At 72.5% G+C, this 23761-nt stretch carries 20 protein-coding genes; 12 read left to right on the top strand and 8 right to left on the bottom strand.

Going from position 1 to position 23761, the window contains the following annotated elements; translation table 11 throughout:
• Positions 1-268 precede the first annotated feature (268 nt).
• The 6 genes from ACWD12_RS36440 to ACWD12_RS36415 form a co-directional block, all read right to left on the bottom strand.
• The gene (locus ACWD12_RS36440) at positions 269-1027 is read right to left on the bottom strand and encodes a class F sortase (RefSeq protein WP_450103186.1); all 759 of its coding nucleotides are present in this window, start codon (positions 1025-1027) and stop codon (positions 269-271) included.
• A gap of 1077 nt (positions 1028-2104) precedes the next feature.
• The gene (locus ACWD12_RS36435; RefSeq protein WP_450103182.1) at positions 2105-2851 is read right to left on the bottom strand and encodes a hypothetical protein; all 747 of its coding nucleotides are present in this window, start codon (positions 2849-2851) and stop codon (positions 2105-2107) included.
• Between the two features lie 129 nt (positions 2852-2980).
• Positions 2981-4648 (bottom strand): beta-N-acetylhexosaminidase, encoded by a 1668-nt coding sequence (locus ACWD12_RS36430; protein WP_450103181.1) that lies wholly within the window; start codon positions 4646-4648, stop codon positions 2981-2983.
• Between the two features lie 61 nt (positions 4649-4709).
• A complete protein-coding gene (locus tag ACWD12_RS36425) occupies positions 4710-5561 on the bottom strand; it encodes a carbohydrate ABC transporter permease (protein ID WP_450103180.1) in 852 nt (283 codons plus the stop codon).
• A complete protein-coding gene (locus ACWD12_RS36420; RefSeq protein WP_450103179.1) occupies positions 5558-6529 on the bottom strand; it encodes a carbohydrate ABC transporter permease in 972 nt (323 codons plus the stop codon). The genes ACWD12_RS36425 and ACWD12_RS36420 overlap by 4 nt, the downstream gene beginning before the upstream one ends.
• 9 nt (positions 6530-6538) lie before the next feature.
• Positions 6539-7816: an extracellular solute-binding protein gene (locus ACWD12_RS36415; RefSeq protein ID WP_358364755.1), complete on the bottom strand. Its 1278-nt coding sequence runs from the start codon at positions 7814-7816 to the stop codon at positions 6539-6541.
• Between the two features lie 251 nt (positions 7817-8067).
• Between ACWD12_RS36415 and ACWD12_RS36410 the strand changes: the two genes are divergently transcribed.
• From ACWD12_RS36410 to ACWD12_RS36390, 5 genes are read left to right on the top strand one after another with little or no spacing between them, the layout of a single operon-like run.
• Entirely contained in the window at positions 8068-9621 is a 1554-nt protein-coding gene (locus ACWD12_RS36410; protein ID WP_450103178.1) for an N-acyl-D-amino-acid deacylase family protein, read from the top strand.
• A 9-nt stretch (positions 9622-9630) separates the two neighbouring features.
• A complete protein-coding gene (locus ACWD12_RS36405; RefSeq protein ID WP_450103177.1) occupies positions 9631-10410 on the top strand; it encodes an IclR family transcriptional regulator in 780 nt (259 codons plus the stop codon).
• Positions 10407-11672, top strand: coding sequence for an alanine racemase (locus ACWD12_RS36400; protein ID WP_450103176.1), 1266 nt, complete (start codon positions 10407-10409; stop codon positions 11670-11672). The genes ACWD12_RS36405 and ACWD12_RS36400 overlap by 4 nt, the downstream gene beginning before the upstream one ends.
• 14 nt (positions 11673-11686) lie before the next feature.
• Positions 11687-12688 carry a sugar kinase gene (locus tag ACWD12_RS36395; RefSeq protein WP_450103175.1) on the top strand — a complete coding sequence of 334 codons (1002 nt, stop codon included), beginning with the start codon at positions 11687-11689 and terminating at the stop codon, positions 12686-12688.
• A gap of 39 nt (positions 12689-12727) precedes the next feature.
• The gene (locus tag ACWD12_RS36390; protein WP_450103174.1) at positions 12728-13108 is read left to right on the top strand and encodes a RidA family protein; all 381 of its coding nucleotides are present in this window, start codon (positions 12728-12730) and stop codon (positions 13106-13108) included.
• Between the two features lie 65 nt (positions 13109-13173).
• On the opposite strand, the gene ACWD12_RS36385 is transcribed toward ACWD12_RS36390, so the two are convergent.
• Positions 13174-14352 (bottom strand): winged helix DNA-binding domain-containing protein, encoded by a 1179-nt coding sequence (locus tag ACWD12_RS36385; protein ID WP_450103173.1) that lies wholly within the window; start codon positions 14350-14352, stop codon positions 13174-13176.
• Between the two features lie 363 nt (positions 14353-14715).
• Between ACWD12_RS36385 and ACWD12_RS36380 the strand changes: the two genes are divergently transcribed.
• From ACWD12_RS36380 to ACWD12_RS36370, 3 genes are all read left to right on the top strand, one after another.
• Positions 14716-15180 (top strand): SRPBCC domain-containing protein, encoded by a 465-nt coding sequence (locus ACWD12_RS36380; protein ID WP_450103172.1) that lies wholly within the window; start codon positions 14716-14718, stop codon positions 15178-15180.
• Complete coding sequence (locus tag ACWD12_RS36375) at positions 15177-15515, top strand: ArsR/SmtB family transcription factor (protein WP_358365248.1); 339 nt, start codon at positions 15177-15179, stop codon at positions 15513-15515. The genes ACWD12_RS36380 and ACWD12_RS36375 overlap by 4 nt, the downstream gene beginning before the upstream one ends.
• Before the next feature lie 102 nt (positions 15516-15617).
• Positions 15618-16058 (top strand): SRPBCC family protein, encoded by a 441-nt coding sequence (locus ACWD12_RS36370; RefSeq protein WP_358365251.1) that lies wholly within the window; start codon positions 15618-15620, stop codon positions 16056-16058.
• Between the two features lie 107 nt (positions 16059-16165).
• On the opposite strand, the gene ACWD12_RS36365 is transcribed toward ACWD12_RS36370, so the two are convergent.
• The gene (locus tag ACWD12_RS36365) at positions 16166-17575 is read right to left on the bottom strand and encodes an amidase (protein WP_450103171.1); all 1410 of its coding nucleotides are present in this window, start codon (positions 17573-17575) and stop codon (positions 16166-16168) included.
• 325 nt (positions 17576-17900) lie between these two features.
• Between ACWD12_RS36365 and ACWD12_RS36360 the strand changes: the two genes are divergently transcribed.
• The 4 genes from ACWD12_RS36360 (at position 17901) to ACWD12_RS36345 (ending at position 23712) form a co-directional block, all read left to right on the top strand.
• The gene (locus ACWD12_RS36360) at positions 17901-19181 is read left to right on the top strand and encodes a cytochrome P450 (RefSeq protein WP_450103170.1); all 1281 of its coding nucleotides are present in this window, start codon (positions 17901-17903) and stop codon (positions 19179-19181) included.
• Between the two features lie 316 nt (positions 19182-19497).
• On the top strand, positions 19498-20742 hold the full coding sequence (locus ACWD12_RS36355; protein ID WP_450103169.1) for a CaiB/BaiF CoA transferase family protein: 1245 nt from the start codon (positions 19498-19500) through the stop codon (positions 20740-20742).
• 283 nt (positions 20743-21025) lie between these two features.
• On the top strand, positions 21026-22516 hold the full coding sequence (locus ACWD12_RS36350) for an OB-fold domain-containing protein (protein WP_450103168.1): 1491 nt from the start codon (positions 21026-21028) through the stop codon (positions 22514-22516).
• Positions 22517-22518: 2 nt separating this feature from the next.
• A complete protein-coding gene (locus tag ACWD12_RS36345) occupies positions 22519-23712 on the top strand; it encodes an acetyl-CoA acetyltransferase (protein ID WP_450103167.1) in 1194 nt (397 codons plus the stop codon).
• Positions 23713-23761 lie beyond the last annotated feature (49 nt).

Below are 23761 nucleotides of genomic sequence, written 5' to 3'. Positions count from 1 at the left end.
CAACTCCTCGCCACCTGGCACGGCACCTGCCCCACCTGCAGACGCCCCACCGCCCACCGCAAACCCAGACCGAGCTAACAAAGCACTACTAGGTCCAGTTCTGCAACCGCGAGACAGCGCAACCAGGCAACACAGCGGGACAGCACAGCGGGACAGCACAGCGGGACAGCACAGCGGGACAGCGGTGCCGGTCCGGCGAGTTCGTGCGAGCGGGCCGACTGTGCGTGACCCCAAGACGTGGACGCCTGTACGGCTCCCGCCTCGGGTTCTACTCCTGGGCGGTGAGGCGGGCGAAGACGACGACGTTGCCGGAGTAGCCGTTCTTCTTGTCGTACTTGCCGCCGCACGTGATGACGCGCAGTTCGGGGACGCCCGTTCCGCCGTACACCCGGTCCACCGGGAAGTCCTTCTTCCCGAACACCTGCACGCCGTAGACGGTGAAGACCGCGGTCGTGCCGTCCTCGCGCGGGACCCGGATCACCGATCCCTTGCGCAGCGTGCCGAGGTCGTAGAACACCGCCGGGCCGCTCGGCACGTCGACGTGCCCGACGATCACCGACGTGCCCTCCGCACCCGGCGTGGACGAACCGTCGTACCACGCCGCGAGGTTGCGGTCCTTGTCGGTGGGCGCGTCGACCCAGCCCTTGTCGGTGAGCCCGACCCGCGTCAGCTTCGCCTGGACGCCGATACTGCGGATCTCCACGAGCATGGGCGGCGACGCGGGCATCGGCGGGTGCGCGCTCGGCGACGCCGACGCGGCCGCATCGGGAGCGCCAGGTGCGCCCGGCGTCCCGGGGACCGGTGCCGCGGCGGGAACGGGAGCCGCCTGCAGTGCCGCTGCCGCGGACGCCTTCGCCGCCGGTCCCGGGACCACCGGGTCCGGCTGAGGCGGCGGTGTGGGCTTGGGCGGGGCGGACGTGAGGCCGGGGCCCGCGGCGGCGGCCGGCTGCGGCGGTCCGCCTCCCGTGCCCAGGCCCTCGTTGGCGACGACGATGCCGGTGAGCACCGCGCCGAGGACGGTTGCCACGGTCAAAAGCCGTCCTCGCCGGGTGAGTTGAAACGCCGTGGGGTCGCGTCGGGCGCGGTTCGCCCGACCGGTGCGTCCGGCGGATCCGGTGGAGCCGCCCGGTTCGGACGACAGCGGTCCGGGGCGCGGGCGACGGCGGTCCGGCGCCGCGGGTAGGCGCCGCCCGTCGGCTCCCGATGCCGGCCGGCCGCCTTCCGCGGCGCGTGGACCGTTTTCCCGTCGCGTGTCGCGTCGTGTTTCCGGTCGTGCTTCCTGCCGTGCTTCCTGCCGTGCTTCCTGGGGTGCTTCCCGCGCCACGTCCCGGCCCGCGTCTCGTCCTGACGGCCGGCCCGCGTCACCTCCCGGTTTCCGCCGCGGACCTTCGGCCCGCGAGACCGTGCGCCGCCGTGGCGCGTCGGCCGGGCGTTCGCCTCGTCGGCCGGTACGCGCGGCTCTCCCGCCATCCGCGGCCGGCCGCCGCTCGCCGGGTGTCTGCGAGCCACCCTGGCGAACGGTTCGGCGGCCACGGCCGGATGCGTCTCCCGAGCGCGCACCTGCCTCGTTCGCGGAATTCTCCCGGTCCGGTGTCCCTCTTCGGCGCGAAGCCGACGGTGTACGCCGCGTCCCGTCGCGGCCCCCGTCCGCTGCGCCCGCTTCCGAACGGCCCGCACGGCCCGAACTACGGGACCGGCCCGGACGATCCGGTCGGACCCGGTCCTGTGGGTCCTGTCGATCCTGTCGGTCCGATCGGTCCGGCCCCTCGGAACGCGAGGAACGGTCCGCACGGTCCGGACCCTTCGTACGGCCCGGACCACCGGAACGGCCCGATGCGGAGGAGGACTCGGACCGGCGCGTGCGATCCGCCATGGCCTCGGTGCCTCCCTTCCTGCCGTCCTCCGTTGCGGTGGCGCGCCGCCGCGCGCCGGTACCGGTGACACTTCCGGGTGTGGAGTCCGATGCGGCCTCCTCTCCGATTCGCGGCCCCCGCGGGGGCCTTCGCCGCGGACCGGGGTCCGGCTGCGCGGCGGTCGGTCTCCCCGAGACCGACCGCCCGCCGCCTCGCCCGGCGGGTTCCCGAAACACCGCCGTACGCCCTGGTCAGCGGCCGTCTGGGCGGAATCGCCCATGCCGCCGCAGGATTCGCCCGCCCAGTAGGATCGCGCCGAGTGCGATCCCCACACCTGTCGCGGTCTGCACCGAGTCCGGTGCCATTGCGGCGGTACTGCCCGAGCCGGTGTCGGCGCCACCCGCCGGCACCAGGTTGCCGAATACGTCGCGCACCATGGGTGGTACGTGTCCCGCGCCTCCGGTGGATCCTCCTGTGGACCCACCCGTCGAGCCGCCGGTCGAACCGCCCGTGGAGCCTCCCGAGGTACCTCCCGTCGTGCCGCCGGGCGGACTGCCGAACACCACGCACGAGACCTTGAAGACCTTCTGCTTGGCCTGCCCGGACTGCCCCTGGAAGGTCCAGGTGAGCTTGTACTGCCCGTCGGGCATCGACAGCGGTCCGCTGTGGCCGGTGCCGGTGGTCAGCGTGATCTCGCCCGCGAGATGCGCTCCGCCCTTCTTCTCCGGCTGCGGGTCGATCGACCACGACACCTTCTGGAGCGCGTCGAAGTTGAACGCCGCCAGATAGAACCGGCAGACCTTGGGCTCGTCGCTGTGATCGTCGAACTCGGTCGTGGTCGCGTGGATCTTCACGTCGCCGTTGTCGCCCTGCGCCGCTGCCGCGGTACCGGGGACGGCGAGGGCGAGAACGCCCGTGCAGACCGCGGTGGCCGCGCCGGCCGCCACGGCCGGCGCGAGTCTGCCACGTACTCGCTGGGTGATGGAGGCGAGGTGCACGGCGGCTCTCCCGGAGATCCTGCGACTGCCTGCCAGTCGGATAGACCGACTATCTGCCGGGCGTCGGCCGGGACCACGCCATGGCGTCGCGACGCGCGCGAGGACCACCCGTACGGCGTAGTTCCGGTGTCAGGAATCGGCCTTTCGAGGGCGGTTCTCGCGCAGGCGTTCGGTCATCCGCGCCAATTCGGCCTCCCGGTCCGCGCGTTCCCGGGGGAATCCCGGGGCGTCCGGACGCGTCTGCCACGGGTGCGGCCCGCCGGGCGGGCGGTACTCCACACCCAGCGCGTCGAGCCTGGGCAGGTGGTCGCGTGCCAAGCGCGCGACGAACTCGGCGGTGTCGCGCGGCCCCTCGGTCCACAGCGCCTCGGCGAGCGCGCACAGCCTCGGGAAGGCGGCATAGTCGACGGCGCGTACCGAGTCCAGGTTCTCCGCCCACAGCGCCGCCTGTCCGCCGAGGACATGGCGGGCCTCGTCGGCAGTGAGGTCCGCGGGGACCGGGTCGAACGCGTGGACGGTCTCGGTCGTCACCAACGTCCCGACCGGCAGCGGCTCGTCGGGCCCTTCGGCCTGCCGGTAGTCCAGGTAGACGGACGTGTCGGGGCTGGCGACGACGTCGAAGCCGCGCTGCGCGGCGGCGCGTACGCCGTGGTCGCCGCGCCAGCCGCCGATCAGTGCGCCGTCGGGGGCGCCGTCCTCGAGGATCTCGTCCCAGCCGAACACCACGCGGCCGTGTGCCGCGAGCATGTCGGCGAGTTGTGCGGTGAACCACCGCTGGAGCCCGTCGGTGTCCGGCAGGCCGAGTTCGCGCGCCCGGGCGATCGAAGCGGGGTCGGCGCGCCACGGTCCGCGCGGCACCTCGTCGCCGCCGACGCAGACATAGCGGGAGGGGAAGACCGCGCAGATCTCGTCGAGGACTTCGCGGCAGAAGGCGAGCACCTCGTCGGTGGCGGCGAGCACCGCGTCCGAGATGCCCCATCCGGTGCGCACGCCGTCGGGCGCGGGCCCGGCGGCGAGTTCGGGGTACGCCGCGAGCACCGCCTGCGCGTGCCCCGGCAGGTCGACCTCCGGCACGACGGTGATGTGCCGCGCCTCGGCGTACGCCACGATCTCGCGCAGGTCGTCGCGCGTGTAGTAGCCGCCGTGCGGGCGCCCGTCGTGCCGGGGTGTGTGCCGCGTGCCGACCATGCTCTCGGTGCGCCACGCGCCGACCTCGGTCAGCCTGGGGCGGCCCGGCACCTCGACGCGCCAGCCCTGGTCGTCGGTCAGGTGCAGGTGCAGCACGTTGAGGTGGTGCACGGCCATCAGGTCGAGGAAGCGCAGGACGTCGGCCTTGGGCATGAAGTGCCGGACCACGTCGAGCAGTACGCCGCGCCACGTGAACCGGGGCCGGTCCCGCACCGACACGGCCGGGACGGCCCACGGCCCCTGGCGCACCGGCGCGCGCCGGAAGACCGCCGGGTCCATGAGCTGCCGCAGGGTCTGGAACGCGCGGAACACGCCCGCGCGATCGCCGCCGGCCACGACCACGCCCATGGGCCGTACGTCGAGCCGGTACTCCTCTCCGCCGAGAGCATCGTCGAGGCGTACCGCGATCCCGCCGGTCCCGTCAGGCCCGTGGCCGGCGCCCTCGGGAAGCCGGCACCCGGTCGCGGCGCCGAGCGCGCCGCGCAGCCAGGCGACTTCGGGCCCGCATGCCTCCGGGGCGTCGACCGGTGTGTCGGCGCGCAGCAGGAAGTGCCCGTCGCCCCGGGTCAGGTGTCCCGGCAGGGGGACAGGTACGGGGGTCTGGGGCACCGCACTCCTCGCTTCCGTTCGTCGGGTCGAATCCGTGGGTCGGGACGTCTCGTCGGACACGTCAGTCCTTGACCGCGCCGCCGAGCCCGGAGACCAGGTGCCGTTGCACCAGGATGAAGAAGACCAGAACCGGCAGCGTCATGAGCGTCGACGCGGCCATGATGCCGCCCCAGTCGTTCTCGTCCGGCTTGAAGAACACCAGCAGCGCGGACGGCAGCGTCTGGTTGTCCTCGTTGCCGATGATGAAGGTCTTGGCGAAGACGAAGTCGTTCCACGCCGTGATGAACGAGAAGACGCTGACGGCCGCGAGGCCGGGGGCGACCAGCGGGAACAGGATGCGCCACAGGATCGTGAAGCGGCTGGCCCCGTCGAGGCGCGCGGCCTCCTCCAGCGAGTCGGGCACGGCCGCCACGAAGCCGCGCAGCATCCAGATCGCGAATGGCAGCGAGAACGCCAGGTGCACCAGCATCAGCGAGCCCAGCGAGCTGAGGCCGACCTGCGGTGCGACCTCGCCCATGTCGCGGACCAGGAAGAACAGCGGGATGGTCAGCGCCTCGATGGGCACCATCTGCGCGACCAGGAACATCACCAGGATGGTGGTGCGGAACCGGAAGTTGAACCGGGTCAGCGCGACCGCGGCCAGGAACGCGATGCCGGCCGACAGCACCACCACGACCGTCGCGACGAGCAGGCTGTTGAGGAAGTAGCGGCCGAAGCCGCTGACCCCGAGTGCGTGCCGGAAGTTCTCCAGCGTCGGCGCCCAGGTCCACGGCCGCGGGTGGGCCGAGTTGATCTCGTCGTCCGGTTTGAGGGCCGACAGCACCATCCAGTACAGCGGGAAGGCGGCGACCAGGGCCGCGAGGATCGCGGCGACGTTGGCGATCCGGCGGCCGACGCGGCGGTCGGTGCTCACAGTTCCTCCCCGTTGCGGCGCAGCGCGCGGATGTAGAACGCCGTCACGACGACGAGGATCAGCGTCATCACGACGCCGATGGCCGCGCCGAAGCTGTAGTCGGACCCCGCGAAGGCCTGCTGGTAGGCGTAGACGTTGAGGGTCAGGTTCTGGCCCGCGATGCCGCCGCCGTTGGTCATGACGTAGATCTGGGTGAAGACCTTGAAGTCCCAGATGATCGACTGGATGACCACGATGGTCAGGATGGGCCGCAGCATCGGCAGCATGACGCGGCGGAACGTGGTCCAGGTGCTCGCGCCGTCGAGGCGGGCGGCCTCCAGGACGGAGGTGGGGATGGCCTGGATCCCGGCGTACAGGGTGATCATGACGAACGGGAACGAGTGCCAGACCACGACGGCGCCGACCAGCCCGAAGGCGGGCCACTTGTCGTACATCCAGTTGTGGCCGTCCGTCCCGAGCACTTCGTTGACCAGGCCGAGGTTGGTGTCGAAGAGGAACATCCACACCGTCGAGCCGGTCATCGCGGGGGCGGCCCACGCGCCGAGGGCGGCGAACATCAGGATGAGGCGGGGCCACTTGCCGACCCGGGTCAGCAGCACCGCGAGGGCGGCGCCGACGACGAGTGTGCCGACGACGCAGCCGGCCGCGAACACCATCGTCTGGACGAGCACGTCGCGGAACAGCGCGTCGCCGAAGAGCCGGGTGTAGTTCTCGAACCCGATGAACCGGGCCGGTACGCCGCCGGACGCCTGCTCCTGGCCGAAGTCCATGAACGACAGCAGCCCGAGCTGGTACAGCGGGTAGCCGAACAGCGGGACGAGGACGACGGCGGTCGGCAGCAGCAGGATCAGTGGGACGGGGAGGCGCCGCTTGCGGCGGCGCGCGGGTGCGGGGTCGGCCGCGCCGCGCGGGCGGACCGGGTCCTTCTCCCGGTCCGCCCGCGCGGGGCTCGTGGTGGGGGCGGGCACGCGGGTCCGCTACTTCCCCGCGAACGCGGCGTTCATCGCGCCCGCCGCCTCGCTCGTGGCCCCGGCGACGTCGGACTTGCCGGTGACGACCTTCTGGAGCATGGTCGGGACGATGCTCTGCGCGTCGATCTTGGCCCACGCGGCGTCCTTGGGCACGAACTTGGTGCCGGCGTTCAGGGTGTCGATGAAGGGCTTCAGGAACGGGTCCTTGGCCACCACGTCGGCGCGGGCGGTGGCCAGCGTCGGCAGGTTGCCCATCGCGTCGAACATCGCGAGCTGGTACTTCTTGCCGGCCAGGACCTTCATGAAGTCGACGGCCAGGCTGCGGTGCTGGGTGGACTTCATGACGCCGAGGTCGTTGCCGCCGGAGAAGGCGGGGGCGACGGAGCCGGGGGTCAGGCCCGGCAGCGGCACGACGGCGTACTTGCCCTGGACGCCCGCCTCGACGGCGCTGCGCGACGAGTTGGGCAGGATCGCCATCGCCGCCTTGCCCGCGGAGAACGCCTCGACGGTCTTGCCGCCGGTCAGGTCGGCGCACTGCTCGGCGGGGCAGATGTCCTTGGCGAACAGGTCGGTGTAGGCCTTGACGCCGGCCTGCGACTCGGGCGAGTCGATGACGGACTTGTACGCCCCGCCCTGCTGCGCCGCCAGGTCGCCGCCCGAGGCCCACACGAACGGCAGCGCGCCGAACGTGTACTTGCCGCCCACCGCGATGCCGAACATCTCGGGCTTCGCGGCGCGGGCCTTCTTGGCCGCCTCGACGAGCTCGGCGTAGGTGGTCGGCGCCTTGATGCCCAGCTCGGTGAAGACGTCGGTGCGGTAGTAGAGCGAGCGCAGCCCGATCCACCACGGCAGGCCGTACTGCGCGCCGTTGACGGTGGTGGTGTCCTTGAGGTCCTGCGGCAGGTCGCCGGCCTCGGACCAGCCGGCGAGGTCGGCGGTGATGTCGGCGAGGCCGCCCGCGGCGACGTACCCGAACAGGTCGGTGTTGCCGAACTCGACGACGTCGGGGGCGCTGTTCGGGTCGTTGAACGCGCCCTTCATCTTCTCGGCGCGCGGCCCGGCGTCGGTGGGTATGTAGCTGACCTCGACCTTGACCTTGGGGCGCGTGGCCGTGAACTCGGCGACGGCCTCGTTGACGACCTTTTCCTTGGGCGCGCGGTTGGCCTCGTCGTACAGCCAGACCTTGACCGTGCCGGTCTGCTCGTCCTTGGCGTCCGACTTGGACGCGGTGCCGGGGGCGCACGCCGACGCGGCGGCGAGGACCGCGCCCGACAGGGCGAGCATGGTCCATCTGCGGATCTTCACGACGTTTCCTCCTGAGGCCGGGGCAGTCCGGTGCCGGGTGCTGCGGGACGTTAGGGAAGGTCCGAAAGCCGCCACAAGACGCATTGGAGAACGTTGTGCAGTGCAAAACTCGATGCTGCGTATGTGGCACTCGCCGCTTTCTTGGCCGTAACGTCCCTGGTCATTGCTCCACGCATGCACAATGGTCTAGACCGATCATGGGTCCGCGTGGATCTCAGACGCTTCGGAGGATGTGCGTGTACGACGTGCTGCTGCGCGGCGGCTGGGTGCTCGACGGCACCGGTGCCCCCGCCTTCCGCGCCGACGTCGCCGTGGACCACGGGCGCATCGCGGCAGTCGGCGCGCTGCCCGGCGCCAGGGCCGCGACGGAGATCGACGCCACGGGCCGGTACGTCTCCCCCGGCTTCGTCGACGCGCACGTGCACGGCGACGCCGCGGTCCTGGACCCGGCCGTGCAACTGGCGGCCCTGCGGCAGGGCGTGACGACGTTCGTGCTCGGCCAGGACGGCCTGTCGTACGCCCCCGCGACCGCGGCGGCGCTGGCCTTCGCCACCCGGTACTTCGCGGCGATCAACGGCCCCCACCCCGGGCTCGGGGACGGGCCGGTCACGGTCGCCGAGCTGCTCGCCACGTACACCGGCACCACCGCGCTGAACACCGCGTACCTCGTGCCGCACGGCACCGTGCGGCACAGCGCGCTCGGCCCGACCGACCGGGCGGCCGACGCCGCCGACCTGGCGGTGATGGCCGGCCTGGTCGAACAGGCGCTGGACGAGGGCGCGTGCGGCATCTCGACCGGGCTGGAGTACATCCCCGGCCGGTACGCCGACACCGCCGAGCTGGCCGCACTCACCCGCGTCGCCGCCCGGCGCGGCCTGCCGCACGTGTCCCACATGCGCGGCTACGAGTCGGCGGCTTCCGGGGCGATGACCGAACTCCTGGCCGTCGCCCGGGCCTCGGGCGTGGCCACTCACGTGTCGCACTACCACGGCCCCGCCGCCGAACTGGTGGCCATGGTCGACGATGCCCGCGCGGACGGCATCGATCTGACCTTCGACGCCTACCCCTACCTGCGCGGATGCAGCATCCTCGCAATGGTGGCGCTGCCGCGCGAGCTCGACGACCCCGACCTCGACCGCACCCGCGACGCCCTCACCGACCCGCGTGTGAGAGCCCGGCTCGCCGCCGAGACGGACCCGGAGCTGTGGCCGCGCATCACCCTGGCCCACGTGCCCGCCGAGGACTTCGCGTGGTCCGAGGGCATGCGGCTCACGGACGCCGCCCGCAAGGTCGGGGCAAGCCCCGTCGCCTTCTGCGCCGAACTGCTGATCGCCACGGACCTCCAGGCGAGCGCGGTGTTCGACCAGCCCCCGACCAACTCCGACGAGTCCGTCCGCGCACTGCTGCGCCACCCCGCCCACATCGGCGGCTCGGACGGCATCTACATCGGCGGCAGCCCGCACCCGCGCGGCTGGGGCGCCTTCGCCCGGCTGCTGGCCCGGCACGTCGTCGAGCTCGGCGACTGGACCTGGGAGCAGGCCGCGGTCCACCTCGCCGCCCATCCGGCCCGCCGCTTCGGCCTGACCGACCGCGGCCTGGTCCGCGCCGGCATGGCCGCCGACCTCGCGGTCGTCGACCCGCGCACGGTGGCCGACCGCGCCGACTACGGCGACGCCCGGCGGGTCGCCGACGGCATCGCGGACGTGCTGGTGGCGGGCGTACCGGTGCTGGCAGGCGGAGAGCTGACCGGGCGCACCCCCGGCCGACCGCTGCGACCGAGGTAGGGGCGGACGATGACCACGACGGACCGGAACCAGTCGGCGTCGCTGCGGCGCGCGCTGCTCGTCCTCGAATACGTGCGCGACCAGGCCGGGGGCGCCCCCGGCCTGACCCTCACCCACATCGCCGAGGCGCTGGACCTCTCCAAGAGCACGGTGCTGCGCCTCGCGACGCCGCTGCTGGACACCCAGCTCCTGGCCCGGGACCGGGAGTCCGGGCACTTCCGGCTGGGGCCGGGGGCGCTGGCGCTCGGGCAGGCGTACCTCGCGAGCCTCGACCTGCGCAGCGTCGCGTCCGACGAGGCGTACCGGCTGATGCGCGAGTGGGGCGGCACCGTGCACCTGTGCGTGCCGGACGCCCCGCACGTCGTGTACATCGACAAGGTCGAGAACGAGACGCAGGTCCGGATGGCCTCGCGCATCGGCTCCCGCGCGCCTATGTACTGCACGGCGGTCGGGAAGGCGATGCTTGCCTGGCTGCCCGAGGACGTGGTGTCCCTGGTGATCGGCGCCGGGCTGCCGCCGATCACCACCCGCACGCTGACCGGCCCCGAGGCGCTGCGCGGCGAACTCGCCCGCATTCGCGCCCGGGGGTACTCGGTCGACGACCGTGAGAACGAACCGGAGGTACGCTGCGTGGCCGCACCCATCTTCGACCACGACAACGCCGTGACCGGCGCCTTGTCGGTGTCGGGACTCACTTCGCGCATCACCGCCGCGCGCGTGCGCGAACTCGGGCCGTCGGTCGCGGCCGCCGCCCAGCGGGTCTCCAGGGTGCTGGGGGCCACGCGATGAGCGCCCGCGACGCGGCCGACGAGCCGGTGGGCCGACCGTCGGCGGAAGACGCCGAATCCTTCGGCCCGTTCGACAAGGGCCTGTGGGCCACCGACTCGGGCGGACTCACCGCCGACGTGCTGGGCGGTGGCGAACTCGATCTGTTCTCAGGCCCGTTCGCCTACCCGGTGATGGTCGCACGGCAGTCCGTGCTGACCGCGAACATCGCGACGATGTCGACGTACACGCGGCGGCACGGCGTGCTGTTCGCGCCGCACGGCAAGACGTCGATGGCTCCGAAGCTCTTCGCCGACCAACTGGCGGCGGGCGCGTGGGGAATCACCGTCGCCACCGCCAATCAGGCCCTGGTCGCACGCACGTTCGGTGTGCCGCGCGTGTTCCTCGCCAACGAACTGCTGGACGGCCGGGCGCTGCGCTGGGCCGCGGAACAATCGGCGACGGGCTGGGAGTTCGTGTTCTACGTCGACTCCCCCGAAGGCGTCGGGGCGGCCGCCGAGGCCGTGGCCGCGGCGCCGGGCGGACGGCTCGACGTGGTCGTGGAGCTGGGCCGACCGGGCGGGCGTACCGGCTGCCGCTCGGTCGCCCAGGCCGCGGACCTGGCCCGGTCGGCCGCCGCCCGACCGGGCCTGTCCGTGGTCGGCGCGGCCGGGTACGAAGGCGGACTGCCCGACACCGAGGCCGTCTCCGCCTGGCTGCGCGACCTCGCCGCGCTCGGGGACGCCGTCGCCGACCTGGTCCCCGAGGGGCGGCTGCCGATCGTCTCGGCGGGCGGCAGCGCGTGGTTCGACGCGGTCGTCGACGTCCTCGGCCCGTTGCGCGACCGGCGGCAGGTCATCCTGCGCAGCGGCGCGTACGTGTCCCATGACGACGGCTACTACAGCCGCGCCACGCCGTTCCGGCGGCACCCCGAGGAGGGCCGCCTCGCCGGCGGGCTGGAGGTCTGGGCGCAGGTGCTGTCGGCGCCCGAACCGGGCCTGGCCGTGCTGGGCGCCGGGCGCCGCGACGTCCCGTTCGACATCGACCTGCCCATTCCCCTCGAAGTCCGCGGCACCGACGGCGTGTTGCGCCCGGCGGGTGACGCGGCGGTGGTCAAGCTGGACGACCAGCACGCGTACGTCGAAACCCGCGGCACCGCGCTCGTGCCGGGCGAGGTCGTGCGCCTCGGCATCTCGCACCCGTGTACGGCGTTCGACAAGTGGCGGGTGATCCCGGTGGTGGACGACGAGTACCGCGTGGTCGACGTACTGCGCACCTATTTCTGAGGGGGACACCAGATGTGGACGGGATCCAGATGAACGCGCTCGGCGGCGGCCCGCCCGAGGTCCTGACCCTCGGCGAGACGATGGTGCTGCTGTGCGCGCCGGGCATCGGCCCGCTGCGGCACGCGCGTTCGCTCGACGTGGCGATCGGCGGCGCGGAGTCCAACGTCGCCGTCGGCCTGACCCGGCTCGGGGTGCGGACGGCGTGGATCGGGCGCGTCGGCGACGACGAGTTCGGACGCCTGGTGCGCGGCACGCTCGCGGGCGAGGGCGTGGACGTCTCGTACGCCGTGGTCGACCCCGCGGCGCCCACCGGCCTGATGGTCAAGGCGCGGCGCACGAGTGCCGCCACCGAGGTCAACTACTACCGCGCGGGCAGCGCCGGTTCGCGGCTTTCCCCGGACGACCTGCCGGCCGGGCTGGCGGACAAGGTGCGGCTGCTGCACCTGACCGGGATCACGCCCGCGTTGTCGGAGTCGGCGTACGACACGGTCGAGGCCGCGCTCGTGTCCCGCGGCGGCGCCGTCACGGTGTCGCTCGACCTCAACTACCGTCAGGCGCTGTGGCCTCCGGCCGTCGCGGCGCCGGTACTGCGCGGCCTCGTGGAGCGCTGCGACGTGCTGTTCGCGACCGAGGCGGAGGCGCGCCTCGTGCTCGGCGACCCGCGTGGCCCGGGCGCCTCACCGCTCGAACTCGGGTACGCCCTGGCCGCGCTCGGGCCGTCGCAGGTCGTCGTCAAGCGCGGCGCGCGCGGCGCGGTCGCGGTGGTGGACGGTGTCGCGTACGACGCCCCGGTGCACCGGGTCGACGCGGTCGACCCGGTGGGCGCGGGCGACGCCTTCGCGGCGGGCTACCTCGCCGAACTCCTCGCCGGTGCCGACGTCCTGGCGCGCCTGGCGACCGCGGCGGCGTCCGGCGCCTTCGCGGTGACCGTGCACGGCGACTGGGAAGGCCTGCCGCGCCGCGACGAACTCGCTCTGCTGCAACTGCTCGACGCGGACGACGCCGTCGCCCGCTGAGCCTGCCCCTCCAACACCCACTCCGGAAAGCGAACGCACATGCCCCGCAAGGAACTCCGCAGCTCCGACGCCCCCGCCCCCGGCGGCACGTACTCCCAGGGCATCGACACCGGTGACTTCGTCTTCACCTCGGGCCAGGGACCCAACGACCCCAAGACGGGGCAGCCGGTCGGCGACGACATCGCCACGCAGACGCGCCGGACCCTCGACAACCTCAAGGCCGTCCTCGCCGAAGCGGGCCTGGGCTTCAGCCATGTCGTGAAGGTGACGACCCACCTGGAGCACCTGAAGCGCGACTTCGCCGGCTACGACGCGGTGTACCGCGAGTACTTCAGCGAGCCGTACCCGGTCCGCACCACGGTCGGCTCCGACCTGATGAACATCCTCGTCGAGATCGACGTCGTGGCCCGCCGCCCCTGAGGTGAGCGTGTGCGCGCGGGCCCGTGTCCTCGGGGGACGCGGGCCCGCGGGCGTCTCCACCTCTTCTACGCCGTCAACTCCCGAGTGAGGGGCGTGGCATAGCGGATGACGTACTTCCTCGCGGCGAGCCAGGTCCGCAGGTTCTCCGCCTCCGCCTCGACCGCCTTGCGGGCTTCGGCGCCCCGGTCCAGCAGCAGGCGCCACACGATCTCGCCGTCGGAACGCTGCGCCCACGCGCCGACGATCTCGCCGTTCCACCACACGGTCGGGCCGCCGTTGCCCGCGGTGTCGTAGAGCTGGGGGCGCAACTCGGGGTCGACGTACCAGTCGCGGTGCCTCCACCCCATCGTCGCCGGGTCCAGGCTGGGCAGCAGTGCGGCCCAGGGTTCGTCGACGCCGGCGCCGCCGTCGGCGCCCTCGGCGTCGTCCGCGAGCAGCCAGGCGGGGCCTTCCGCGACCCCGACCTCGGCCGTCTCGATGCGGGCCAGTGCGCGGCGTACGTCGCCGACCGGCCAGCCGGTCCACCACTTGATGTCGTCGGTGGTGGCGGGGCCGTAGGTCGCGAGCCAGCGGCGTACCACCTCCGCCCGTGCGTCGTCCGGGTCGAGTTCGGGCATCGCGTCGGCGGGCTCGTAGCGGAACTGCCCCGACGTCCAGCCGCCCACCGGCCGGCCGCGCCGCACGCGCCCGTCCATCGCGAGGAGCCGCAGCACCGAACTCCCGACCCGCTGCACCGCCTCGTACGGCTTGCCCGGCGACAGGGTGACCGTCTCCTGGAGGGCGGGCACCTCGGCGGTCACGTCGTTGACGCGGGCCGCCGATCCGAACCCGCGCAACGCGGCCAGCGCGTCGTCCTCGGCCTTCGCCAGCCAGGCGGCGTCCCGGCCGGTTCCGGTCGCCGCCAGCAGCTTCAGGAAACTCGCCCGCTCCCGCGCGGCGACCGCGCGCGTGGTGGACACCTGCAATGCGGGGGCGAGGTCGTCCGGCACCACGAACAGCGTGCGCCGCATGCAGTGCATCCGCAGGAGCGAGCGGTCTTCGTACAACGCCTGGTCCAACGCGTCCACCACGCCCGCCCGTTCGGCCGAGCGCGCCCACGCCGACAACACCACCGTCGCGGCGTCCGTCGCATGCAACCCGACCAGCCGGTCCGCGATCTCCACCACCCCGGCCACACGATGCGAGGGGGCCAACATGTGCCGCCGCCCGAGCCGCCCCCGCCGCTGATCCACTCCGATGCGCATCAACCAACCCTAGGCGCTGAATCAGCGCGCCCGCCGACCCACCACCGCCCCCGCCGACGGCCGCGGGGCCTCCCCTCTCCCGTCGACTGCCGCGCCTGCCCTCGGGCCGCTCTCCCCCCGCTCCACGCCCCACCTCACCCCGCTCGGTCACGCGCACCCGCCCCGTCGGCGCCCACCGCTTCTCGCCGCTATTTCCACCCTCGGCCCTGCCCGCGCCTTTCCTTCCCTGCCGCCCCCGCCTCGGTTCCTCGCTCCGCGCACGGCAAAAGCCCCCTTCTTCTCTCGCGCAACCTAAGGTTGCACATCTGCGGCTCCCGACGTAGAGTCATGCGCAACCAAAGGTTGCAAGACGCGAGGAGGGCCATGGAGTACGGGAGCATCGCCCGGGAACTGCGCATCGAGGCCGCACCCGACGTGGTCTACGAGGTGATCAGCACCCCGGAGCACCTGCGGGAGTGGTGGCCGGACGAGGCGGAGCTCGACCCCGTGCCCGGCGGCACCGGCGTCATCACGTTCGGCACCGCACAGACGGCGAATCCGCACGTGGCACCGCTCACCGTCGTCGAAGCGGACCCGCCCCGCCGGTTCTCCTTCCGCTGGGTCTACGACGAGGCCGACGCCGCGACGCCGACCAACTCGCTTCTGGTCACCTTCGACCTGATCCCGTCGGACGGCGGCACGCTGGTGCGGTTCACCGAGGAGGGGTTCCGCGAGAAGGGCTGGGAGGCGGCCGTACTGGAGGAGCAGTACCGCGACCACGTCACCGGCTGGGACCACTTCCTGCCCCGACTTGTCGCGTACGCCGCCAAACAGGCGTCGGTGCGATGAGCGCGGCAATCGACGACGAACTCTGGTCCGCGGTCGGCGACCCGATCCGTCGGCAGATGCTCGACCTCCTGCTGGCCGGAGGCGGCGGTACTGCGACCACGCTGAGCGAGCAACTGCCGGTCACCCGGCAGGCGGTGGCGAAGCACCTGGGCGTCCTGGGCCGCGTCGGGCTGGTCCACGACACACCGTCCGGACGCGAACGCCGCTACGAGGTGGACGAGGCCCAACTCGCCCGGGCCGTCGCCCAGTTGTCCTCGGTCGGCGCCGCCTGGGACGCCCGACTGCGGCGCATCAAGCGGATCGCCGAGGCCATCCAACGGGACCGAGAGGCCTGACCTCTCCCCGCACACGCACGTACGAGCGTCGCCGCACTCCCGCGGCCGCGCCGGTGGACCGCGCCTGCGAACGGGCGCCCACACGACAAGCGAGGTATTGAAATGGCTGACATCCTGCACAGGATCGGCGTCACCGCGTCCCCCGACGCCGTGTACGACGCCCTGACCACGATCGACGGGCTGGCCGGCTGGTGGACGGAGGAGACGGAGGGCAGCACCGACATCGGCGGAGTCGTGCAATTCCGTTTCATACCCGGCGGCTTCGACATGAAAGTCCTGGAGTCCCAGCGCGCCGACCACGTGCTCTGGGAGGTCGCCGACGGCCCCGAGGAGTGGATCGGCACCCGCGTCCGCTTCGACCTCAAGCGGGAGGACGACTTCACCATCGTGCTGTTCAAGCATGAAGGCTGGGAGAAGCAGGCGGAGTTCATGCACCACTGCAGCACCAAGTGGGCCATCTACCTGATGAGCCTCAAGCGCCTCGTCGAGACCGGCAAGGGCGAGCCCTCCCCCAACGACGTGATGATCAGCAACTGGCACTGACCCGTCCTGTGGCCGGCAACGCTCACCGCGTTGCCGGTCACAGCGGGTTCAACCGGCGCCCGACCGCGGCACCTTCCGGGGTGCCACGCGTTCGTCGTGACTTGTGGTTATGCGATGGGGAGCAGGTCGCCGTCGAGGAGTTGGCCGGCGAGGCGGAGGATGGTGGACTCGTCGCCGTAGGGGGTCACCAGTTGGACGGCGAGGGGGAGGCCGTCGGCGGTGCGGCCGAAGGGGATCGACGCGGCGGGCTGGCCGGTGACGTTGAACAGGCCGGTGAAGGCGGCCATCCCGCGCATGCCCTGGAGGGCCGACGCCGGGTCGCGGTTCGGGTCCAACTCGCCGATCGGCGGCGGCGTGACGGCCATGGACGGGGTGAGCAGCGCGTCGAAGCCGGACATGAAGCCGGCGATCAGGCGGCCCGTCGCGTACATGGTGTCGATGGCGTCGACGTAGCGGGTCAGGTCGATCCGGCGGCCGTGGCCGACCACGATCGCGGTCGCACCGTCGAGGTCGTCCTCGCGCTGCTCGCGCCCGAGTTCGGCGAGCCGTTGGTCGACGGTGCGCGCGGTGTGCACGGCGGAGATCACCGAGACGACCTCGCCCGGCCGGACCAACGTCGAGGGCCAGGCGAGCGGTTCGATCTCGTGTCCGAACGACGCGAGCCGGGCGGCGGCGTCGCGGGCCGCGTCGCGGCAGGCCGGGTCGACGTCGACGGCCGGGTCGGGGGCGTCGACCAGCAGTCCGATGCGCAGGCGGCCCGGGTCGGCGCCGACCTCGTCGCGGTACGGCCGGGCCGGGCCGGGCGCACCGTACGGCTCCCCCGGCGCCGGCGCCCCGAGGACGTCGAGCAGCGCCGCGCTGTCGCGCAGACTGCGCGTGACCACGTGGGCGACCGAAAGCCCCGCCCAGTTCTCGCCCTTCGGGCCGAGGCTGACCCGGCCGCGGCTGGGCTTGAGGCCGAACAGCCCGCAGCAGGACGACGGAATGCGGATCGAGCCACCGCCGTCGGTCGCGTGCGCGAAGGGCACGATCCCGGCCGCGACGGCAGCCGCCGATCCGCCGCTGGAGCCGCCCGCGCTGTGCGCGGTGTTCCACGGATTGCGCACTGGGCCGCTCAGGGCGGGCTCGGTGCTGGTGCCGAAGCCGAACTCGGGGGTCCCGGTCTTGCCGAGGATCCCGGCACCGACCCCGCGCAGCCGGCTGACGAGGGTGCTCTCGTCCTCGGACGGCGCGGCGTCCGCGAACAGGCGCGAGCCGTTGCGGGTGGGCAGCCCGGCGACGTCGCAGCCGAGGTCCTTGATGAGCGTCGGTACGCCCGCGAACGCACCCGGCACGCCCGCCCGCGCCGCGGCGCGGGCCTGCTCCTCGGAGACCTCGACGAGCGCGTTCGTCTCGGTACCTCGCTCGGCCAGCACGGCGAGTGCGGCGTCCAGGACCTCCTCGCGCGTCACTTCGCCTTTCGTCACCAGGGCGGCCAGGCCGGTCCCGTCCAGTGCCGTGTACTCGTCCGCGCGCATCGTGTCTCCCCGGATCGTCGTCGTCTCGTCGTCAGTCCGTCAGTGCGTCGTCAGTGCGTCGTCGCCATGTCGCTGCTTCGCCCCGTCGGTAGGGCGCACCGTACGCGATGCGGCCCGGAAAGTGGATGGCCCGTACACCGTCGCCCCGGCCCGCTCCCCCACCCCGCCCGGCCGTCGCCGCAACACCGCGCCGCCCCCCGGCGGGTGCCGGCCACCCGCACCGACGCCCCGAATCCTTGTCCGGAGCAAGTAAATCGCCGTAGCATCGCAGCTCTGGTCCGACAAGGCCGGCACCACCATCCATGCCGGTACGAGGAGACGTGTCATGCCCTCGCCGAACACCGCCTCGCGTCCCGTCGTCCCGCCCGGGATCGACCTGCTCGACCTGGACCGGTTCCGCGACGGCGAACACCACGAGATGTTCCGCAGGCTGCGCGCCGAGGCCCCGGTCGCGTGGCACGAGCACCCGACCGACGCGGGCTTCTGGAACCTCACCCGGCATGCGGACGTGGTGGCCGCGAGCCGTGACAGCCAGACGTTCTCGTCCGAGGCCGAGGGCGTCAACGGGTTCGTGACCGCGGACGAACTGCGCGCGGTCGGCGGAGGCGGCGGCAGCGACCTGCGCGGCCTGATGATGCTCTACACCGACCCGCCCAAGCACACCCGCTACCGCAAGCTCGTCAACACCGGGTTCACGCCGCGCATGATCCGGCTGCTGGAGCAGCACCTGCGCCACCGCGCGCACCTGATCGTGGACAACATCATCGAACGCGGCGCGTGCGACTTCGTCGAGGACCTCGCCGCCGAACTGCCGCTCCAGGCGATCGCCGAGATCATGGGCGTGCCGCAGGAGGACCGGCGGCTGCTGTTCGACTGGACCAACCGCATGATCGGGATCGACGACCCCGAGTTCGTCGACGAGGACGGCAGCGGCGGCGCCGCGGCGGCGGAGCTGTACGGGTACGCGCACCAGCTGGCCGACCGGCGGCGCGAGGACCCGCGCGACGACATCGTCACCAAGCTCATCAACGCGGAGATCGACGGCGACCGGCTCAGCGAGACCGAGTTCGACTTCTTCATGCTGCTCCTCGCGGTGGCCGGCAACGAGACGACGCGCAACACCACGTCGTGGGCGATGCTCGCGCTGCTCCAGAACCCCGAGACCTTCGCGGCCCTCAAGGCCGACCCCGCGGGGCTGATGGACGGCGCGGTCGAGGAGTTCCTGCGGTGGGCCAGCCCGGTCTACTACTTCCGCCGCCACGTCACCCGCGACGTCGAGATCGGCGGCCGGCAGATGTCCGCGGGCGACAAGGTCGTCCTCTGGTACATCTCCGCCAACCGCGACGAGTCGGTCTTCGCGGACCCGTTCACCTTCGACATCACCCGCTCGCCCAACCCGCAGGTCGCCTTCGGCGGGGGCGGGGCGCACTTCTGTCTGGGCGCGAACCTGGCCCGCATGGAGCTGAAGCTGATCTTCGAGGAGATCGTCGAGCGCCTCCCCGACCTCACCCTCGCCGGTCCCCCGGAGATCCTCCGCTCCAGCTTCATCGGCGGCATCAAGCACCTCCCGGTCACCTTCACCCCGGGCAGCCGCCGCCACTCCTGAACCCGCCCGACCAGGCCCCGAACTCCGGCGTCCGGCCGACTCGGCCTCCCCGAGCCCGGGTGCGGGCCCCACCCTCGCACTGCCCGCCGGCATCATCGCCGTGACCGCGGCCCGCAGCGCCCGCAGCCGCGTCGTCGACCGGGCGCAAACCCTGCCGCAGCCGAGTGCGTGCGCTCCGTCACGCCCGCACCCCCTGCTTATCTGACTCTCCGTCAGCTATGGTGGCAAGGCAGGGTGGAAACCCCTGGCCGGTGGCGGAAGCCCAGGTCAGGCGGGTCATCCGGCCAGAATGGGCACCACCATGGACGGAGACACAATGAGCGTGGGAGAGGTCGGCGACGAGGGCCTTGAGCGGTTCGGGAAGCCCCTGGACGGGGTCCGGGTCCTGGCCATCGAGCAGATGCAGGCCCTGCCGTACGCGACCCAGATGCTGGCCAGGTTCGGCGCCGAGGTGATCAAGATCGAGTCGCCGGGGACGGGCGACTCGGGGCGGACCTCGTTGCCGTCGATGAACGACCCCGAGGGCCGCAAGGTCGGGGTGACGTTCCTGCGCAACAACATGGGCAAGCGCAGCATCACCGTGGACCTGAAGAACCCCGAGGGCCTGGAGATCGTGCGCAAGCTGGCGGCGAAGGCCGACATCGTGTGCGAGAACTTCAAGCCGGGCGTCGCGGGCCGGCTCGGCCTCGGCTACGAGGACATCGCCGCCATCAACCCGCGGGCCATCTACCTGTCGGTGTCCGGCTTCGGCAACACCAGCGACAGCCCGTACACGAGCTGGCCGGCGTACGCCCCGATCGCCGAGGGCATGGCCGGCCTCTACGAGTTCAAGCGCGCCCCCGGCATCGCGCCGATCGTGTCGCCGCTCGGGGCGCTCGGCGACACCGGATCGGCGCTGTTCGCGGTCATCGGCGTGCTCGCGGCGCTGCGGCACCGCGACGCGACCGGGCAGGGCCAGTACGTCGACATCGCGATGTTCGACGCGATGGTCGCCCTCAACGACGCCGGCATCAGCTACTGGTCGATGGGCCTGAAGGACCCGGGCCTGGCCCCGCTCATCAACCACTCGTTCAAGGCCTTCGACGGCTACCTGATCATCCAGTGCGCCCGCCCGCACATGTTCAAGGCGCTCGCCGAGTTGGTCGGCCACCCGGAGTGGGTCGACGACCCGCGTCTGGCCGGCCCGCAGGACTGGTTCAACCACCTTGAGGACGTCATCCGCCCCGGGGTGGAGACGTGGGCGGCGGACAAGAGCCGCGTCCAGGCGTGCGCGGCGCTCAGCGGGGTGGGCGTGGCGTCCGGTCCGATCTACAACCCCGGCGACGTCATCGAGGACGAGCACGTCAGGAACCGCAAGATGCTCGTGGCGATGGAGCGTACGGACGGCGTACCCGAGCCGGTGCTCTCGCCGGGCAACCCGGTCAAGCTGTCCAAGGTGGCCGAGGCGCCCGCGAGCCGGGTGCCGTGGCTCGGCGAGCACACCGAGGAGATCCTGCGCGACGAACTCGGGCTGTCGCCGGAGGAGATCGCGCGCCTGACCGAGTCCGGCGCGACCGGCTGATCCGTCGGCGGGCTGCGCGCGGGGCGCAGACTGCACTCGGAACAGAACAGAACAGAACGGAACAGAGCACAGCGCACGCAACACCGCGGAGAACACAGCACACGAAGCACCGGCACACGAAGCACCCGGACACGAAGCACAGCCCCGGCCCCGCACCCGGTCTGCACTGCCCGCACCGCCTGCACCGCCCGAACTGCACCGCCCGAACTGCACTGCCCGAACTGATGGACTGCGACGACTCGCCACAGAGCGCCGACGAGCGGAAGTGACGGTACCTACCACGATGACCACACCGAACACCGGAGGAGCCGTGCGCGGCATCCTGGGCTATGGCGCGTACCTGCCGTACCGCCGCCTCGACCGCAAGGGCATCGCCCCGGTCGCGGGCACCGGCGGCGGACGGGGCACCCGCACCGTCGCGTCGTTCGACGAGGACACCACCACCCTCGGCGTGGAGGCGGCGCGCAACGCGCTGCGCGACACGCCCGGTGTCTCGCCGCGCTCGCTGCTGTTCGCGACGGTCGCGCCCGCGTACGCGGACCGCACCAACGCGACGGCGATCCACGCCGCGCTGCGGCTGGACGGCGGCGTGGCCGCAATCGACGCGACGGGCTCGGTGCGCTCGGCCGCGGGCCTGCTCCGCCTGGCCCTCGACGGGGGCTCGTCCGCCCTGGTCGTCGGCTCGGACATCCGCGGCGGCCTGCCCGGCTCGGGCGACGAGTCGGCGGGCGGCGACGGCGCCTCGGCCCTGCTGGTCGGGTCGGCGGCGGACGGCGCGGTCATCGCGGAGTACCTGGGCGGTGCCTCGGCCACGGCCGAGTTCGTCGACCGCTGGCGTACGCCGGGCGACACGCGCTCGAAGCTGTGGGAGGAGAAGTTCGGCGAGAACCAGTACCTCGCCGCCGGACGCCAGGCCTGGACGGACGCCCTCAAGTCGACCGGCCTGACCGCCGACCAGGTCGACCACGCCGTGGTCACCGGCCTGCACGCCCGCGCGGTGGCCGGCCTCGGCCGCAAGCTCGGGGTACGCGAGGGGGTGCTAGCGGACGACCTCGCCGCGACCGTGGGCACCACCGGCGCGGCGCACCCGGGCGTGCTGCTCGCGTCCGTCCTCGACGCCCTCGCGGGCACGGCCGGTTCGGCCGCGGGCAAGGTCGTCGCGGTGGTCGTCCTGTCGGACGGCGCCGAGGTGTTCCTGTTCCGCACCACCGAGGCGCTGGGCTCGTACGCTCCGACGCGCCCGGTCGCCGCGCAGGTCGCCGGCGGCGCGCCGATCGCGTACGGCAAGTTCCTGGCCTGGCGCGGCACGCTCCAGGTCGAGCCGCCGCGGCGGCCGGAGCCCGCACGTACCTCGTCGTCGGCCGCGGTGCGGTCGGTGGACTGGAAGTTCGGGTTCGTCGGCTCGCAGGACCGTTCCTCGGGTGCCCTGCACCTGCCGCCCGCGCGCGTGTCGATGAACGGCGGCGCGGTGGACGACATGGAGCCGATCCCGATGGCGGAATCGGTGGGCACCGTCAAGACGTTCACCATTGACCGGATGGCGTACTCGCCGTCCCCGCCGGTGGTGTTCGCGGTCGTGGACTTCGACGGCGGAGGGCGGCTGCCGATCGAGCTGACGGACATGGACGCCGACCAGGTCGCGATCGGCGACCGGGTCGAGCTGACGTTCCGTCGGATCGGTACCGGCGACGGCATCCACAACTACTTCTGGAAGGCCCGCCCCGTGCGGACCTCCCCGTCCCCGTCTTCGTCCGCAGCGGCGCAGGAGGCCTGAGTATGGGATCCCACGGCATCAAGGACCGCGTCGCGATCGTCGGCATGGGCTGCACGCCCTTCGTCGAGGCCTGGGACAAGGGCACCGACGACCTGCTGATCGACGCCGCGCAGGAGACGTTCGCGTCCGCGGGCATCGCGAAGGACGACGTCGACGCCTTCTGGCTCGGCACCGCGCAGACCGGCATGAGCGGCATGGTGCTGTCCAAGCCGCTGCAGATCCAGAACAAGCCGGTCACGCGCGTCGAGAACATGTGCGCGACGGGCTCGGAGGCGCTGCGGCAGGCGGCGTACGCGGTCGCCTCGGGCGCGTACGACGTCGCGATGGCGGTCGGCGTCGAGAAGGTCAAGGACGGCGGCTACCAGGGCCTCAACGCGTTCCCGGTCCCCGGCGACGGCACCGCGCGCACGCTCACCGCGGCGGCGATGTTCTCGATGGTGGCGCCCGCGTACGGCCACAGGTACGGCGTCTCCGAGGAGGAGATGCGCGCCGTCCTGTCGCACATCGCGTCGAAGAACCACTACAACGGCGCCCGCAACCCGCGCGCGCAGTTCCGCAAGGAGATCGCGCCGGAGAAGATCTCCGCGATGCCGAAGCTCGCCGGCCAGCTCGGCGTCTTCGACTGCGCGGGCGTCGCGGACGGCGCGGCGGCGGCGATCGTGGTGCGGGCCGAGGACGCGTACAAGTACACCGACAAGCCGCTTTTCATCAAGGCGCTGTCGATGGTCGCGGGCAACGGCTCGGGCGTGATCGACCCCGAGTACGACTACACGACCTTCTGGGAGATCGCGGCCTGCGCGAAGGACGCGTACGCCCAGGCGGGCGTCACCGACCCGCGCAACCAGATCGCGATGGCCGAGGTGCACGACTGCTTCACCCCGACCGAGCTGGTCCTCATGGAGGACCTGCAGTTCGCCGACCGCGGCACCGCCTGGAAGGAGGTCCTCGCCGGGGCCTTCAACCTCGACGGACGCCTCCCGGTCAACCCCGACGGCGGCCTCAAGTCCTTCGGGCACCCGGTCGGCGCCTCCGGGCTGCGCATGATGTTCGAGGCCTGGCTGCAAATGCGCGGCGAGGCCCCGGCCGAGCGCCGCATCCCGGAGACCGACCGCAAGCTCGCCCTCACCCACAACCTGGGTGGCTACCCGGGCGAGATGGTCTCCTTCATCTCCATCCTCGGCAACGAACTGGGCTGACACGCCCCGCTTCCGCCGCACGACGCGGGCGGTGGCCCCGGCACCCGCC

The organism is Streptodolium elevatio (assembly GCF_053592165.1).
The sequence above is the reverse complement of the archived record's forward strand: the minus strand, read 5'-3'. Positions and strand labels throughout refer to the sequence as shown.